The following is a 15,778-nucleotide window of genomic DNA, read 5'->3' on the forward strand; positions in this document are numbered from 1 at the left end:
TAATAAAAAATAGGCTGTTTTGTCTATTGACATACTCTGTGCAACCAGGTATTATAATAATAATTTATTGAGATAATAATTTTTTATTAAATCCATAGGAGTATAATTCCTCCATAAGCCGGCGGCACAAGTTTTCTATCTCGTTGCACATAATCAGGGCCGGCCTGCCCTAATAAAATCGGGAGGAAAGACATAATGACAGCAGATGACATTTTGCAAATGTACATCCCCTTTGTCAAATTTATAGGAAAGGTGTTTGGAGAAAATGCGGAGGTAGTGCTCCACGATATCCGTCACCTGGAAAAATCTATCATCGCTTTGAGCGATCACACCCTAACGGGAAGAAAACTAGGAGGAACGATTACCGACTTTGCCTTGGGGCTGATCCATGGTAAAGAATATGAACACCGAGATTACATCACCAATTACACCGGAAAGATGAAAGAAGACGGAAGAATTTTCCGTTCGTCCACCTATTTTATAAAAGATGAAGATAAAAATTTGATCGGCATGTTTTGTATCAACATCGACATCTCGCCCTACCTGCGGGTTCGTCAGCAATTGGATGGAATGTTGATGTTTTCGGGTACAACTGCTATACAAGATGGGGAGGATCAGGAGCAGAGAGAAAGTTTTGCGTCTTCCTTTGAAGAAATGCTCTCCCAAATGGTCCAGACTGCCATGGGGGATTATGCGGTGGACGCTTCCCGCATGACCATTGAGAAGAAAAAACAAGTTGTCGCAACTCTCCAGGGTAAAGGAGCGTTTTTACTCAAAGGCGCAGTAGGTGAAGTCGCCCAAGCGCTGGATGTATCCGAGCAGACCGTTTACCGTTACCTGAAGGAGATTTGAATTTCAAACAGGTAAGGAGCTGTTCCCATGAAAAAAGAAATTTGTACTAAAAATGCACCAGACGCTATTGGCCCTTATTCCCAAGCGGTGAGGGCGGGAGATTTCCTTTATGTTTCCGGTCAGGTGCCCATTGATCCCAAGACAGGCGCTGTTGTGGAAGGCGGCATTCAGGCCCAGGCCCATCAGGTGTTCAAAAACTTGAAGGCAATTTTGGAAGAGGCTGGCATGAGCTTTGACAATGTGGTTAAGACTACAGTGCTTCTGGCTGATATGGGGGATTTTGCCACTGTCAATGAGATTTACGCCCAGTATTTTAATGGCGCCATTCTGCCGGCTAGAGCTGCTTTCCAGGTAGCAGCCTTGCCTAAAGCTGCTATGGTTGAGATTGAATTGGTGGCTTATCAAGGCTAATTTGCCCCGCATTTTGCCTACAGCAGGTAATGATAAAGCCTTCTTATTGGGCTTTAGAGGCGAGGTAATGAGATACAAATTTATTTTTTCAACTGGAGGGAGAACATTGAGTACAAACGAAGTCAAAGAAGTTAAGAAACAAACGAGCGACATCCAGAATGACATTCAGGACGATTACTCTCTGGATACTGTCCCCAAGGACAAACGCCGGAGCCTGATCGCCACCGCCACCGTCTGGATCGGCTGGTGTATTTCCCTGAGCGCCTTTATGACCGGCGGTACCATCGGATCCGGCAGTACGGCAGGAAACGGCATCCTGGCTGTTTTCGCCGGCAACCTGGTACTGATGCTTATTGCCGTTTTCGTCGGCCTCATCGGTTATCGCACTGGTCTGACCACCTATTCTATTGGCCGTATTGTTTTTGGTAAGAAAGGTTCGATTATTTCATCCCTGCTCATGGGTATTCTTTCTATGGGATTCATCGGCGTCCTGCTCAACTCTTTTGGCGACGCGCTCCATTCTCTGGTGCCAGAGATCCCGTCTTGGATTGCGGTCATTGTGTTTGCTATCCTGGTTGGCGCGGCCGCACTCTTTGGATTTAAGGGATTGTCTATCGTTGGCACCATTGCCAGCCCGGCTCTGTGGATCCTTTTGATTGTCCTGTTCATCTGTACTATAATGCATGGCGGCGGCTTAGGCGCTATCTTCGCCATCCAGCCTGAGGAGCCCATCTCCTTCTCCACCGCTATGGGCGCGGCCATCGCCACCTGGGTTACCGGCGCCGCCCTGGTTTCCGACGTTACCCGTTACTGCAAAAAGGCCTCCCATGTTATCCTGGGCGCTTTCGCAGGTTATATCCTGGGTTCCGGACTTTATGAGGCCGTGGCAGTCCTGTCCTCTGTTGCCACCGGTACTGGCGATTTTGTCCAGACCATGACCATCCTGGGCCTGATCATCCCCGGCATTATCATCCTAGCCCTGGCCCTGTGGACCACCACCAACAGCAACCTTTACTCCTCGGCTCTGGCGTTTACAAACCTCAGTGAAATGGTTCACATTAAGGTAAGCAAGCCTGTTTGGACCGTCATCTCTATCCTGATTGCGGTTGCAGTCGCTATGCTGGGCCTGGCTTCCAAGTTTGTGGTATGGCTCAACTTTATCGGCACCGTTATGCCTCCCTTTGCCGGTATTATTATCGCCCACTTCTGGATTATCCACCGGGATAAGAAGAAAGTCTTTATGCCCTCTGGCTTCCGTTGGACCGCCTTTGTGTCCTGGATCCTGGCCGTTGTCATTGCTAAGGTTTCCAACGTGACCATTCCGGCTATTATCGGTCTGCTTTCCGCTATCGTTATCTATGCCATTATCGGACTCATCTTTAAGAACAAAGAGAGCACCAAGGGTGAAACCTTCACCATGGCGGTTGCAGAAGAAACTTCTGGGAAATAATTTAGATTTGCTGTCGCACACCGGGCAGGAGTTTGTCCGCCCGGTGTGTCTTTCTTAAAAATCTCAATAACCGGCGCGGGCCGGTGAAAGGAAGGTTCTTATGAAATTTGGTATTGGTATCCCTACCGGCACCGAGGGGCTTATGTACCCCATCCCCTTCGCCCATGTGCGGGACAATATTAAAATGGCCAAAGCGGCAGAGAAGTTGGGCTTTGATTCTGTGTGGGGCAATGACCATGTTTCCACCCAGCATTATGTCAGCGAGGAATTCGGCTGCGCCCCCAACTACTACGCTCCCCTGATCACCCTGGCTGCCATTGCGGAAAACACCACGACTTTGAAGGTAGCTACCGCCCTGTTGGTGTTCCCCTTCCGCAATCCTGCTATCATCGCGAAAGAACTGGCCACTCTGGATCAGCTCTCCGGTGGGCGCGCCATCATTGGTGTAGGCATCGGCGCATACCGCGAAGAGTTCGAAGCTATGGAAGGCGCGGCCGCCCAGGGTGTCAACCGGGGCGAGATGCTGGACGAGTCTTTGGAGATGGTTGCTCGCCTGTTTAAAGAGGAACGGGTAACCATGAAGGGCAAATACTTTGACCTGCAAGGGGTACAGTCCTATCCTAAGCCGGTTCAGGATCCCTTCCCCTTCTACATCGGTGGAAACAACCCCAACGGCCGTAGAAGGGTTGCGAAATATGGCACCGGCTGGCTGCCCGCCGTACTGACCCCTGGTGAAATTAAGGCTGGCGTAGAGGATATCGCCAGACTGTGCGAGGCTGAAGGCCGGGACATCAAGGATATCGACATTGCGCCTCAGCTTTCCATCTCTATTGCACGGACTAAAGAGGAAGCCTGCAAGAAGTTTGAAAGCTCCCAGCTCTATAAACACCTGGTGAGCCTGAAGAAATCTACCTTAAAGGATCAGGACGCTAGCAACTATATGGAGCGAAACCTGATCGGCACACCGGATGAAATTTCCGAGCAGATCCAGAAATATAAAGAAGCCGGCGTGACCACCTGCTCCGCCATGCTGTTTGCCGCAAATACCGTCGATTCTTTCATCGAGGATATGCAGCTGTTCTCGGAAGAGGTTATGCCAAACTTCAAATGATCAATATTGCCGGTGTGTGGTACATCACCCTGCCGCTGGCAAATCATGCGGCCGGCTAAGTTCGGCCGCATTTTTATAGAATCCCTTTTTGAATCTACCGCACATGGAGAAATTATGCCGGGTGCGGCGGCGCGGAGGAAAGCCTATGAGCAGTTTGCTTGTGTTTAAAAGGGAACGGACCCGTTCCCAAATGGAAAAAAACAGCTTGGACCTGTTGGTGGCCTCTTTGCCGGAGAATATCTATTATCTTTGCGGCTTTGACAATGTAGGGCAGCAGATTCTGAGCAAAACCCAGTCCTATTTGGTGTATAACCTGGCGAAGGACAAAAAAACCATCGTCACATCCGCTTCTGATGTCCCCACCCTGCTGGAGGCGGGCCAGGTAGATGAGATTCTGGCTGTGGGAGGATTCCAATTCTCTTACTGCGACCAGGGGATTGGCCCCTTGGGGGAGAAGCTGCAAAAAGCCATTCAGTACCGTTATCCTTCCGCTATCGAAGCGCTGAAATCAGCGATTTTGGCGGCGTGCCCTACCGGCGGCCGGATCGGCTTGGATGAAAGCCGGACCCCCATTACCGCCTGGAAATGGCTGGAGCAGGAGCTGCCCCATCACGAGCTTATCCCGGCGGCGGGGATTTTCTCCCAGATCCGGCTAATTAAGCATCCGGATGAGATTGCCCTGATCCAACGCAGCGCCAATATTGCGGAAGATGCCATGTATGAGGCTATCGATCAAATCAAACTGGGAATGAGCGAATACGAAATCGCGCGGCTTTTTGCCGAGGGCTGTGGAAAAAGAGGGGCTCTACCCTTCTTCTGCGTCATCACCATTGATGAGCGGGCGGCCTATTCTGATACCATCAACACTAGGACCCAGGTAGTCAAGGATGGCAGCGTGATCCGTTTTGACCTGGGCTGTATCTATGAAAGCTATCGTTCCGATATTGCCCGGACTGTTGTTGTGGGCAATAATCAAAAGGCGGAAGATTATTATGCCGCCATCTTGGAGGGGGAGGAAAAGGCCATTGACGCCATCCGTCCCGGCGTGACGGCGGAAGAAATCTTCCAGATTGCCCTGCGCACAACCCAGGAGAAGATGCGCCACTATCAGCGTCATCACTGCGGGCATGGCATTGGCATTGAGGTCTATGATCCGCCGTCTGTGGCACCTGGAGATAAGACCGTCCTCCAGGAAGGGATGACCCTGAATGTGGAGACTCCCTACTATGAAATCGGCTGGGGCGGTGTCCAGGTAGAGGATACGGTGGCCGTAGAGAAAGACAGTGCCCGGTATTTAACCAAGTCCTCCCGGAAACTGATCAAACTGAGCCTGTAGGAGGAATAGTAAGCTATGAGTTATTATCTGGGAATTCAATGCATCAAATGCGGCTATGAAGGCACCTTGGAGGAGGCTTTCGACGCCTGCCCTGTCTGCGGAGCCAAGGGCATCAATGTGAATTTTACAACCGTCTATGACTTTGGCGATAAAGCCAAAGCCAAGGAGACGTTCCTCTCCGCCAAGGGAAAGGGGCTGTGGAAACACCGTGAATTTCTTCCCATCGCGCCCGAGACAGAGCCTGTCACCTTGGGGGAAGGGGACACTCCCTTGCTCCACCTAAAGAAATTGGGCAGAAGCATGGGGCTAAATCACCTCTATCTGAAAAATGAGTCGGTCAATCCCACCTGGTCCTATAAAGACCGGCTGTGCAGCGTGGCAGTGACCCGGGCTGTCCAGGAAAAACGGCCGGTGGTCACCGTTTCCTCTACCGGAAATCACGGTGCGGCCACGGCGGCTTACAGCGCTGCGGCGGATAAGCCCTGCGTCATCTTTACCCTGCCCCAGGTCCCCACAACCATGAAAACACTCATGCAGTCCTTTGGGGCCTATGTCATGGTGACTCCCCAGCCCATCGACCGCTGGACTATCATGAAGGCCTGTGTCAAAGAGAAGGGCTGGTATCCTCTCAGCGGATATATGTCCCCGCCCATTGGCAGCAACTGTTTTGGCATCGACGGATATAAGACCATCGCTTTTGAACTGTATGAGCAGCTGGGGGATCTGCCTGAGTTTATCGCTGTTCCCTCCGCTTATTCCGACGGCCTTTACGGCGTCTGGAAAGGGGTTAAGGATCTACAGACCATCGGTGTTTCTGAGAAAAAGACAAAGATGATCGCTTCAGAAGTCTTCGGTTCCCTGAAACAGTCCCTGAAAGAAAACGCCGATGGGCCGGTAGTAGTCCCCTCCGAGTGGTCTATCTCCTTCTCCATCGCCGGACCCCAGGGTACCTACCAAGGCTATGCCGCGCTGAAGGAATCGAAAGGCTACGCCGAGACCAGCTCTGATGAGGAGACCATGGCCATGCAGCTGCGGCTGGCCCGGGAAGAAGGGATTTATGGGGAGGCTGCTTCGGTCACTTCTTTGGTAGCTATTGAGAAACTGGCTAAGGCTGGAAAGATCGGGCCTGATGATAAGGCGGTCGCGGTGATCACCTCTACCGGGCTGAAAGACCCCGCCACCACGGCGGAGCATCTGCCGGCAGTGCCCACCATTCAGCCCACCTTTGAGGAGCTTGCCAAAGCGTTGAAAGAAAATTACGGATATGAAATGAAATAGAGAAAGGAGTAATCTATTATGGCAAATCCCTATAATTTAGGCTTCGGATTTTACGGCGGTCACGACTGCGACACCGTTATGAAACTGGTCAAAGCTTCTGAGGACAATGATTTTGCATCTGTTTGGATTGCGGAGGACTATTTCTATGGCGGCGCTTTCTCCACAGCGGCGGCCTGCGCGGTGCAGACCTCCAAAATCCAGATCGGTATCGGCGTCATCAACCCCTTTACCCGCCATCCGGTTCTCTCCGCCATGGAGAGCGCTTCCCTGGACGCCATTTCCAAAGGCCGCATCATCCTGGGCCTTGGAGGCTCCAACAAGCGCTGGATGGAGGATATGGCGGGCATCCCCTTTAAAAAACCGATCCAATCCACCAAAGAGTGTGCTATGATTATTAAAGAACTCATCGGCAAGGGCCATGTGAAATTCGACGGAGAAATCTTCAAAACCGGGGATGTAGAGCTGGATTTCGTCCCCTACCGCAAAGACCTGCCAGTCTATCTGGGTGTTAAGGGACCCAAAGCCCTGCATATCGCCGGACAGATTGCGGACGGTGTTCTGCTCTCCACCATGACAAGCCTTCCCTATGTAGCCTATGCCAAGGAGCACATCGCGGCCGGCGCGAAAGAGGCGGGAAGGGATCCCAGTGAGATCAAAATTTCCGCATACTTCCCCATGCATGTGGACAAGGACTCCAAGAAGGCAAAACAGGCGGTTAAAGAAGTGATCGCTAAATTCGTGGGCATCCACGGCGTGCACCCCATCCTGACCTGCACCGGCATGACAGAGGAGCAGATTATGCCCTTTAAGGAAGGGGTTATGAAGGGGAAATTCGCCACCGAGCTTGTCACCGACGAGATGGTGGACCTGCTGGCCATCGCCGGGGATCCCGACGAGTGTAAAGCAAAACTGAAGGCCCTCAACGAGGCCGGGGTGGACAACCCGGTGGCCTTCGAGGTCATGGGGATAGATCCCATGGAATCCCTGCAGATCATCTCCAAATACGTACTCGACTAAGACACAGCAAACGAAGGAGGAAATCCTTATGAATATTGTGATTGTAGGAGGCACCGGGGATCTGGGCTTTGGCTTAGGATACCGTTGGGCCAAAGCTGGCCATCAGATTGTCATCGGCTCCCGGCAGAAGGAGCGGGCGGAGGAAGCGGCCGGCCGGATCAATGAGATGACCGGAAGACAGAATGCCCGAGGCCTTGCCAACGAAGACGCTGTCCAGGCAGGGGACATTGTGGTTCTGGCCGTCCCCGACGCCGCCAGAGCGGCGGTGCTGGAGCTGATTAAACCACTGGTTCAGGGGAAAATTGTGGTGGATGTGACCATCCCCCTGCGCTTTAAACCTTTGCGCTACGAAGCGCCGGCAGAGGGCTCCAATGCCCAGCAGACCCAGGCGGCGCTGGGTGAGGGCGTTAAGGTAGTAGCGGCTTTCCATACTGTTTCGGCGGCCATGCTGGAAAATCCGGAAAAAGAGGTCAAAGGTGACGCCCTGATTCTAGGCGAGGATGAAGAGGCAAAGAACACACTCATCGGCTTGGCAGAGGATATCGGCCTGCGGGGCTTTGACGCGGGCAGTCTTCTCAACGCCCGTACCGTCGAGGGGCTGACTCCCATGATCATCGGCATGAACAAACGCTATAAACGGGGGCATATCGGCATTGGACTAACCGGAATTTAGCCGGATAGCAAAGGAGAAAACTGGGATGAAACAGAAAGTCAATACCAAACGAATTACCTACGTGGGACTTTTGGGGGCCCTTGCCTTCCTGCTCATGTCTATCTTTTCGGTACCGCTGATTCCAGGGGCCCAATTTCTCCGCTTTGAGCCCAGTGAAATTCCCGCCCTGGTGGCTTCAGTGACCTTTGGCCCGGTTGCCGGCGTCATGACCAATCTTATCAAGGATATCCTTTATTTTATGTTCCGGGCCAAAGGAATTTTTGGACCCTTAAGCGATTGCCTGATTACCTCGGTGTTTGTCTTTGTGGTAGGCTGGATTTACCAGAAGAAGCCAGACTGCAAGGGGCTGATTATCGCCTGTATTATTGGCTCTATTGCCCGGACCATTGCCATGGTGCCGGTCAACTGTGTCATCCTGCCCCTTCAATTTGGCTACGGGACAGAAAAGGTAGTGCAGATGATGCCCTATGCCCTGATCCCCTTTAACCTCATCAAGGCGGCGATCAACTCTTTTGGTACGGTCGTGATTTATCAGGTGGTTCTCAAACGGGTACCAAATCTGCTCCATGCGAGGGATCGGGTATGAGGGGAATACGGATGCTTGCCCCGGAGGGAATCCCTCCGATTCATGCCGGGGATGACCTGCCCCAGATCCTTACTGCCGCTCTTCACACGGTGGGAGAGATACAAAGCGGCGATATTCTGGTTCTGGCCCATAAGATTATCTCTAAAGCAGAGGGAAGGGTTTATTCCCTATCCCAGGTGACCCCTTCCCCTGAGGCGCTGCGTTACGCGCAAATGACAGGAAAGGATCCACGGATTTTGCAGGTGGTGCTGGAAGAATCCTCCGAAGTAGTGAAGGCGAGGCCTGGGGTCATCATCACCCGGCATAAGCTGGGGTTTATCTGCGCCAATGCCGCGGTGGATCATTCCAATGCCGGCGGGGAGGATTTGGTCGTTGCCTTGCCCCGCGACCCAGACCAGAGTGCCAAGAGAATTTCTGATGGTATTTTTTCCTTGACTGGGAAGAGGGTAGCGGTGATTGTGGCGGATACCCATGGACGCTCCTTCCGGGAAGGGGCCATCGGCGTCTGTGTTGGATGCTACGGAATCGCCCCCATCCACAGCTATCGGGGAGCTACCGACCGGGATGGCTATGTGATGCAGTCCTCGGAGGAAGCCATTGCCGACGAGCTTTGCTCCGCGGCCACCCTGCTCATGGGCCAGGGGGATGAATCCCGACCTGCTGTGCTCATCCAGGGCTATGCCTATCCCCCGTCGGAAAAAGGGGCGAAGGAAATTTTCCGTTTACCGGAAAGAGAACTCTTTACTTAAAGTGTGATTACCTAATGAAAAGGCAGCCGCTCAGCGGCTGCCTTTTCATTAGGACAGCGATCTTCCCGCCTTTACCGTTGCAAGTGGGAATAAAACGTGCTACACTAACCATAATCATAATGAAAAAGGGAGGACGTTTCCATGAATGAAAAAGGAAAAAACGCGGCCCTTTGGAACGCCATTGTCGCCTTATCCCTGGTGGCCGCGGGCTGCGCGGCCATGGTGCTCAGCGCTATCGCCTGCGTCAAGCTGCTTTCCAGGAACTTGGATTAATCCTGTAAGCCTTATTTCGGACATGTCCCCGGAACCGTGTCACCGGTTCCGGGCGCGTTTGTGCGAAAATGAGAAAGAAGAAACCGTGTATCCCCACAAGGGATACACGGTTTTTGTTTAGTATCGTTCGCTTTCCGGGGTATAGGACGAATGGATCCCTTGGATAATTTCCCGGACAATGGCCTGGGAATCCAGACCGGTAATCCGCTGGTCGCAGGCCGCCAGGTAGAGATCCCGGCGGGCGTGGTAAATCTCATGCAAAGCTTCCTTTGTGTTGTTTCGCACCAGCGGGCGGTCCGAATCCTTGATCCGCTTATAGCATACCTCGAAGGGGATATCCAGAAAGATGATTTTATCCCCATGGGCCCGGAATACATCCACATTCCGCTGTAAGGTCATTACCCCGCCGCCGGTGGCGATGACATGGCTTTTTTTCCGGGAAGCCAGCTCCTTAACCGCGTTGTGTTCCAGATCCCGGTAGTGTTCCTCCCCATGGATTTCAAAGATCTGGGGAACTGTCATACCGGTCGTCGCTTCAATGACATCGTCGGTGTCTACGAAGGTATAAAGAAGATGCTGGGCCAGCATCTTGCCGATGGTGGTCTTGCCGCTGCCCATAAATCCACATAAGACAATATTGCGGGACATGATTTCGCTCCTTTGGCCAAAGGCCCTTATTTTCCGCCGCCAAACTGCAGCGAGACAAGTTGGGACATTTCTTCCGTCAGCTTTTGGATGTCGCCGGGGTCATACCGATCCCCGTCCCAGATTTCGTGGGCGGCCACCGCCTGCCACACCAGCATGGACATGCCGCCTACCGTGGGGATGCCATGGCGCTGGGCCACCTCCAGAAGGCGGGTCCTCCCAGGGTTGTAGATGGCGTCAAAGACACAGCCGCAGGCTTTGATGACCTCCTCCTGGGCAGGCATGGCGTCGGTTTTGGGATACATACCCACCGGAGTGGCGTTGCACAGCAGATCAAAGCCCCCCTCCTCACCGATCAGGGGGAGGATTTCATCCATTAGACAGATTCGGATCTTTGCGTCGGGACGCAGCGCGCGGATGTCTGCCGCCAGGGCCTCGGCCCGGGGCACACTGCTCATCCGGATGGCCACCACCACATCGCAGCCGCCGAGGCAGGATTCAATGGCCATCATCCGGCCGGCGCCGCCGGCTCCTAAGACGAGGACCCGCTTGTTTTTTAATTCCACACCGGCTTCGGCCAGCGCCCGGACAAAACCGTCCACATCGGTGTTGTAACCGATGGATTTTTCTCCGCACTTGACAGTATTGACAGCGCCATAGCGCCGGGCGCTGTCAGAGAGTTCATCCAAATAGGGAATAATCCCCAATTTATGGGGAATAGTGACGTTAAAGCCGTCCAGTGCCAACAGCTCCTCCACCCGGGAGGAAAGTTCCTCCGGTGGGATTTCCAGCACCTGATATTCCCCCTCCCGGCCGGCCATTTCAAACAGCCGCTGGTGGAGGGGCGGGGACATGGTGTGTCCCAAGGGATAACCGGTCAGGGCAAAGGCTCGCCGTTTTGAGGAAGGTTTCATGACATTCGCCTCATCTTTATTACAGGGAAAGGGACTCGACCACTTTCCCAAGGGTTTTCATATTCTCAATGTACATGACAGGCATGCCTTTGAGGGTTTTCTTGACCAAACCGGTGAGCACCTTCCCCGGCCCCAGCTCCACAAAGACACTGGGTCCGGCCTCCCGCATGTGGGTCAGCTCGTCTGTAAAGCGGACGGGGGAGATCATATGCCGATAGAAATAGGAAGGCATGTCGGAAAGGTCGGCATTCTGGTCGCCGGTCACATTGGAGAAGAAGGGGACTGCAGGCTCAGCAAAGGAGATGCCGGAAACAGCCTCCTTCAGCTCCTGGGCGGCTTCCTCCATGAGCTTGGAATGGAAAGCGGCGGAGACCCCCAATTTAATGGCCCGATGCCCCATCTGGGTGAAGGTTTCCGCGGCCTTTTGGACGGCGTCCAGCTCCCCGGCGATGACCGTCTGGACAGGGCTGTTATAGTTGACGGGGAGGACATAGCCCCCCGTCTCCTCACAGACCTGGGCAATGGTGGCCGGTTCGCAGCCGATAATGGCATACATGCCGCCGGGATGACGCTCTCCCGCCTTCTCCATGGCGGCAGCCCGGGCGCCGATGACCCGAAAACCGTCCTCCATGGTCATAACGCCGTCGGCACAAAGGGCGGCATACTCTCCCAGGGAGTGTCCAGCCATGGCGATGGCGGGAGGCAGATGCTCCTTGCAAAGGGTATAGCAGGCTAGGCTTAGGGCAAAGATGGCCGGCTGGGCATTGATGGTTTTTTGCAGCTGGGCCTCGTCCTCGCCGAAGGATACGGCGGCGATATCCCGGCCCAGAATGTCCCCGGCGCACTCATAAATCTGGCGCACAGCCGGGAAATTGTCGTAAAATTCCTTGCCCATACCGGGATATTGTGACCCCTGTCCGGAGAAAAGATAGGCTACTTTCGTCATGGCGATGGTCTCCTTTGCAGTGTTTTACGGGTAAAAAGCCCTTCAGAATGAGAAAAATTCGTCTTTTGGGAAGTATTTCACAAAAAGCCGATTGACAAATCCGCTGTCAGCCACTATCATAATAAAATGTAACGGCTATTATATTTTTTTAAAAAAATGGAAGTTTATACCGGCTCCTTTGGCGCCGCATCCTACCATAGAAAAGTCCTCCCTGAAAAATGGACGGGAGGCCTACAGAATCAATATACCAATAAACCCCTGGAAAATCAAGGGATCACGAAAAAGTTAACAAAATTTGCGGGGAGCTTGTCAAATATAGCTCGTGGACAGCTTCCGTTTGGAGAAAAACTTGCAACCGCGTGCGGCCGCGGGGATTGGAAACGCAATGGGAATTCGGATTTTGGGTATGGGGAGTTATGTCCCACCCCTGACGGTGGATAACGAAGCCTTCACCTCTTTTTTGGACACTTCTGACGAATGGATTACCACCCGCTCGGGAATCAAGACCCGGCATGTGGCCGACGGGGAATTGACGGTGGATATGGGCGTCAAAGCGGCGCGGAAGGCATTGGAAGACGCCGGTATCGACCCTCAGGAGGTGGATTTGATCCTTTTTAGTTCGGTGACGGCGGATTTTTACACCCCCTCCATGGCCTGCATCGCCCAGGGGATGCTGGGCATCCAGGAGTGCATGGCCATCGACCTCAACTGCGCCTGCGCCGGATGTGTTTACGCCATTGATATGGCCCGGCGGTATCTGGCCACCGGCGATGTGAAAAAGGTTTTGGTCATCTGCGCCGAACGACTGTCCCAGATCTGCAACTATGAGGACCGTTCCACCTGTGTCCTCTTTGGCGACGGGGCGGCGGCCTATCTGCTGGAGGAAGCGGATACCCTTTATACCTCTTATATGGGGGCCGATGGCACCGGGGCCCACCTCCTCTTCGCGAAAAAACCGGAGCTGAAAACTGTGTTTATGCAAAACGATCCGGCCTCCCTTCCGGAGGGCTATCCTGATTGGCCCGATGGGTTTGTCTATATGGATGGCCGGGAGGTCTATAAATTTGCCACCCGGGTGATGCCCCATGCGGTGGAAAAAGCGGCGGAAAAGGCAGGGATCCCCACCGAGTCCATCGATCTGCTCATCCCCCATCAGGCCAACATCCGGATCATCAAAACCGCGGCTCAGAAACTCCATATCCCTATGGAGAAGGTGTTCTGCAATCTGGATAAATACGCCAACACCTCCTCCGCCAGCATCCCCCTGGCCTGTGAAGAGGCCAGACGGCTTGGCCGGATGCCCCAGGGCAGCCGGGTTTGTTTGGTGGGCTTTGGCGCGGGGCTGACCTACGGCGCTATTATATTTGACGTATAATTTATATTTGTTTATACCATAAGTTATAAGGATGAAGGAGTGTTTATTTTGGCAAAGACAGCATTGATTACGGGAGCTTCTCAGGGTATTGGCGCCTGCATCGCCCTGCGCCTGGCCCAGGATGGATTCAACATCGCGGTGAATTGCCGGGGTGAAGCGGAATATGAAAACGGCGGGAAAGAGACAGCGGCCAAGTGCCGGGAATTTGGCGTGGACGCCGACTGCTTTATCTGTGATGTCACCGATTTCGCCGGATGCGGCGAAATGGTCAAGAAGGTGGCCGCCCGCTTCGGCAGCCTGGATGTGCTGGTCAACAACGCCGGCATCACCAAGGATGGGCTGCTGGTTCGGATGAGCGAGGAGCAGTATGACGCGGTCATCAATGTGAATATGAAGAGCGTCTTTAACATGACCCGCCACGCCGGGGCCCTGATGATGCGCCAGAGAAGCGGCCGGATCATCAACATCTCTTCGGTGGCGGGAGTTTACGGCAACGCCGGACAGTTTAACTACAGCGCTTCCAAGGCCGGCATCATCGGCATGACCATGACCGCCGCCAAGGAGCTGGGCAGCCGGAACATCACCGTCAATGCGGTGGCTCCCGGATTCATCGACACCCAGATGACCGCCGTCCTCCCCGACAAGGTCAAGGAGGAAGCCCTCCACGCCATCGCCCTGCGCCGGTTTGGCAAGGTGGAAGAGGTAGCGGCTGTGGTATCCTTCCTGGCCGGCCCCGATGCTTCTTATATCACCGGCCAGACCCTGGTGGTATCCGGCGGATTGGCTATGTAATTAAATACAAATAGTATAATAAGATATAATTTTTACATTTTGACCTGCTGGGAGAAGGCCAGCGGCGGGCAAAGTTGGCCCGCAAGGGATGGAAAGGCATGGAAAATCAGATGAAAAGAGTAGTGATTACCGGCATTGGCGCCGTGACCCCAGTGGGGATCGGCGTAGACGCCATGTGGAAGAATATCAAGGCCGGCGTCTGCGGCATTGATGAAATCACCCACTTTGACACCAGCGATTTTGACATCAAGCTGGCGGCGGAGGTCAAGGACTTCCAGGCCGTAGATTACGGCATTGCCAAGAAAGAGGCCCGCCGGATGGACCGGTACTGCCAGTTCGCCTGCGCGGCGGCCAACCTGGCCCTCACCGACGCCGGCACCGAATTCAAAGAGGAGGATCCCTTCCGGGTGGGCGTCATTCTGGGCAGCGGTATCGGCGGCATCAACACCTTGGAGGAGGAGCATATCAAAGCTCTGGAGAAAGGATACAACCGGGTTTCCCCCTTCTTTATCCCCATGATGATCTCCAATATGGGCTGCGGTATGATCGCCATGCAGCATGGCTTCAAGGGCGATAACTTTACAGCGGTCACCGCCTGCTCCTCGGCCAACCACGCCATTGGCGAGGCCTTCCGCAAGATCAAATACGGCTATCTGGATGTGGCGGTGGCCGGCGGCGCCGAAGCCACCATCACCAAATTCGCCGCTTCCGGCTTCAACAACATGGGCGCCCTCTCCAAGAGCCAGGATAAGGCCCGGGCCTCCATCCCCTTTGACAAGGAGCGGGACGGCTTTATTATGGGCGAGGGCTCGGTAATGCTCATTTTAGAGGAATTGGAGCACGCCAGGGCCAGAAGCGCCAAAATCTACGGCGAGATCGTAGGCTACGGCGCCACGGCAGACGCTTATCACATTACCAGCCCCGATCCAGAGGGCGCCGGCGCCATCAAGGCCATGGAGCTTTCCATCGGGGAGGCGGGGATTACCACAGAGGACGTGGGTTACATTAACGCCCACGGCACCTCTACCCCCATCAACGATAAATACGAGACAAACGCGGTGAAAAAGGTCTTTGGGGAGCGGGCGGCTCAGGTGCCCATCTCCTCCACCAAGTCCATGACCGGACATATGCTGGGCGCGGCGGGGGCCATTGAGGCTGCCATCACCTGCCTGGCTCTGCGGGACGGCGTTTTGCCCCCCACCGTAGGGTACAAGGTGCCTGACGAGGAGTGCGACCTGGATTATATCACCGAAGGCGCCCGCAAGGCGGACATCGAATATGCCATCACCAATTCTCTGGGCTTTGGCGGCCAGAACGCCACCTTGTGCCTGAAGAAGTTCGAAGACGAGAGAGCTTGACAGGAGGAACTA

General features: G+C 54.0%; 17 protein-coding genes. 14 read left to right on the forward strand and 3 right to left on the reverse strand.

Annotated features, from left to right (window positions below; all coding sequences use genetic code 11):
* The first annotated feature begins 195 nt into the window (after window positions 1-195).
* The 11 genes from WGC32_RS07970 (at window position 196) to WGC32_RS08020 (ending at window position 9,736) form a co-directional block, all read left to right on the forward strand.
* Window positions 196-852, forward strand: a complete 657-nt coding sequence (locus tag WGC32_RS07970) for a helix-turn-helix transcriptional regulator (RefSeq protein WP_342681315.1) — start codon at window positions 196-198, stop codon at window positions 850-852.
* A gap of 27 nt (window positions 853-879) precedes the next feature.
* Window positions 880-1,263 (forward strand): Rid family detoxifying hydrolase, encoded by a 384-nt coding sequence (locus WGC32_RS07975; RefSeq protein WP_191481344.1) that lies wholly within the window; start codon window positions 880-882, stop codon window positions 1,261-1,263.
* Between the two features lie 106 nt (window positions 1,264-1,369).
* Window positions 1,370-2,713: a cytosine permease gene (locus WGC32_RS07980; protein WP_342681316.1), complete on the forward strand. Its 1,344-nt coding sequence runs from the start codon at window positions 1,370-1,372 to the stop codon at window positions 2,711-2,713.
* A gap of 100 nt (window positions 2,714-2,813) precedes the next feature.
* Complete coding sequence (locus tag WGC32_RS07985; protein WP_342681317.1) at window positions 2,814-3,824, forward strand: LLM class flavin-dependent oxidoreductase; 1,011 nt, start codon at window positions 2,814-2,816, stop codon at window positions 3,822-3,824.
* 145 nt (window positions 3,825-3,969) lie between these two features.
* Window positions 3,970-5,160: a Xaa-Pro peptidase family protein gene (locus tag WGC32_RS07990; RefSeq protein ID WP_342681318.1), complete on the forward strand. Its 1,191-nt coding sequence runs from the start codon at window positions 3,970-3,972 to the stop codon at window positions 5,158-5,160.
* Window positions 5,161-5,175: 15 nt separating this feature from the next.
* Window positions 5,176-6,438: a threonine synthase gene (locus WGC32_RS07995; RefSeq protein WP_342681319.1), complete on the forward strand. Its 1,263-nt coding sequence runs from the start codon at window positions 5,176-5,178 to the stop codon at window positions 6,436-6,438.
* An 18-nt stretch (window positions 6,439-6,456) separates the two neighbouring features.
* Window positions 6,457-7,455 (forward strand): LLM class flavin-dependent oxidoreductase, encoded by a 999-nt coding sequence (locus WGC32_RS08000; RefSeq protein ID WP_342681320.1) that lies wholly within the window; start codon window positions 6,457-6,459, stop codon window positions 7,453-7,455.
* A 28-nt stretch (window positions 7,456-7,483) separates the two neighbouring features.
* Window positions 7,484-8,128, forward strand: a complete 645-nt coding sequence (gene npdG / locus WGC32_RS08005; RefSeq protein WP_191481350.1) for an NADPH-dependent F420 reductase — start codon at window positions 7,484-7,486, stop codon at window positions 8,126-8,128.
* Between the two features lie 25 nt (window positions 8,129-8,153).
* Window positions 8,154-8,714, forward strand: coding sequence for an ECF transporter S component (locus WGC32_RS08010; protein WP_342681321.1), 561 nt, complete (start codon window positions 8,154-8,156; stop codon window positions 8,712-8,714).
* Entirely contained in the window at window positions 8,711-9,463 is a 753-nt protein-coding gene (gene cofE, locus WGC32_RS08015; RefSeq protein WP_342681322.1) for a coenzyme F420-0:L-glutamate ligase, read from the forward strand. Before WGC32_RS08010 ends, cofE begins: the two co-directional genes overlap by 4 nt.
* 141 nt (window positions 9,464-9,604) lie before the next feature.
* A complete protein-coding gene (locus tag WGC32_RS08020) occupies window positions 9,605-9,736 on the forward strand; it encodes a hypothetical protein (protein WP_342681323.1) in 132 nt (43 codons plus the stop codon).
* 117 nt (window positions 9,737-9,853) lie between these two features.
* Here the strand turns inward: WGC32_RS08020 and WGC32_RS08025 are convergent, their stop codons facing one another.
* From WGC32_RS08025 to fabD, 3 genes are read right to left on the reverse strand one after another with little or no spacing between them, the layout of a single operon-like run.
* Window positions 9,854-10,384: a shikimate kinase gene (locus WGC32_RS08025; protein ID WP_191509326.1), complete on the reverse strand. Its 531-nt coding sequence runs from the start codon at window positions 10,382-10,384 to the stop codon at window positions 9,854-9,856.
* Between the two features lie 26 nt (window positions 10,385-10,410).
* Window positions 10,411-11,295 (reverse strand): shikimate dehydrogenase family protein, encoded by an 885-nt coding sequence (locus tag WGC32_RS08030; protein WP_342681324.1) that lies wholly within the window; start codon window positions 11,293-11,295, stop codon window positions 10,411-10,413.
* 19 nt (window positions 11,296-11,314) lie between these two features.
* Complete coding sequence (fabD, locus tag WGC32_RS08035) at window positions 11,315-12,241, reverse strand: ACP S-malonyltransferase (RefSeq protein ID WP_342681325.1); 927 nt, start codon at window positions 12,239-12,241, stop codon at window positions 11,315-11,317.
* A 385-nt stretch (window positions 12,242-12,626) separates the two neighbouring features.
* On the opposite strand from fabD, the gene WGC32_RS08040 reads away from it, so the two are divergent.
* The 3 genes from WGC32_RS08040 (at window position 12,627) to fabF (ending at window position 15,766) form a co-directional block, all read left to right on the forward strand.
* Complete coding sequence (locus WGC32_RS08040; RefSeq protein WP_342681326.1) at window positions 12,627-13,616, forward strand: 3-oxoacyl-ACP synthase III family protein; 990 nt, start codon at window positions 12,627-12,629, stop codon at window positions 13,614-13,616.
* Window positions 13,617-13,664: 48 nt separating this feature from the next.
* Window positions 13,665-14,408, forward strand: coding sequence for a 3-oxoacyl-[acyl-carrier-protein] reductase (gene fabG / locus WGC32_RS08045; protein ID WP_342681327.1), 744 nt, complete (start codon window positions 13,665-13,667; stop codon window positions 14,406-14,408).
* Between the two features lie 98 nt (window positions 14,409-14,506).
* Window positions 14,507-15,766, forward strand: a complete 1,260-nt coding sequence (fabF, locus tag WGC32_RS08050; RefSeq protein WP_342681328.1) for a beta-ketoacyl-ACP synthase II — start codon at window positions 14,507-14,509, stop codon at window positions 15,764-15,766.
* Window positions 15,767-15,778: the final 12 nt, after the last annotated feature.

This window comes from Zongyangia acetica (assembly GCF_038739695.1).
In the GTDB taxonomy this organism is placed as follows: domain Bacteria; phylum Bacillota; class Clostridia; order Oscillospirales; family Ruminococcaceae; genus Zongyangia; species Zongyangia gallinarum.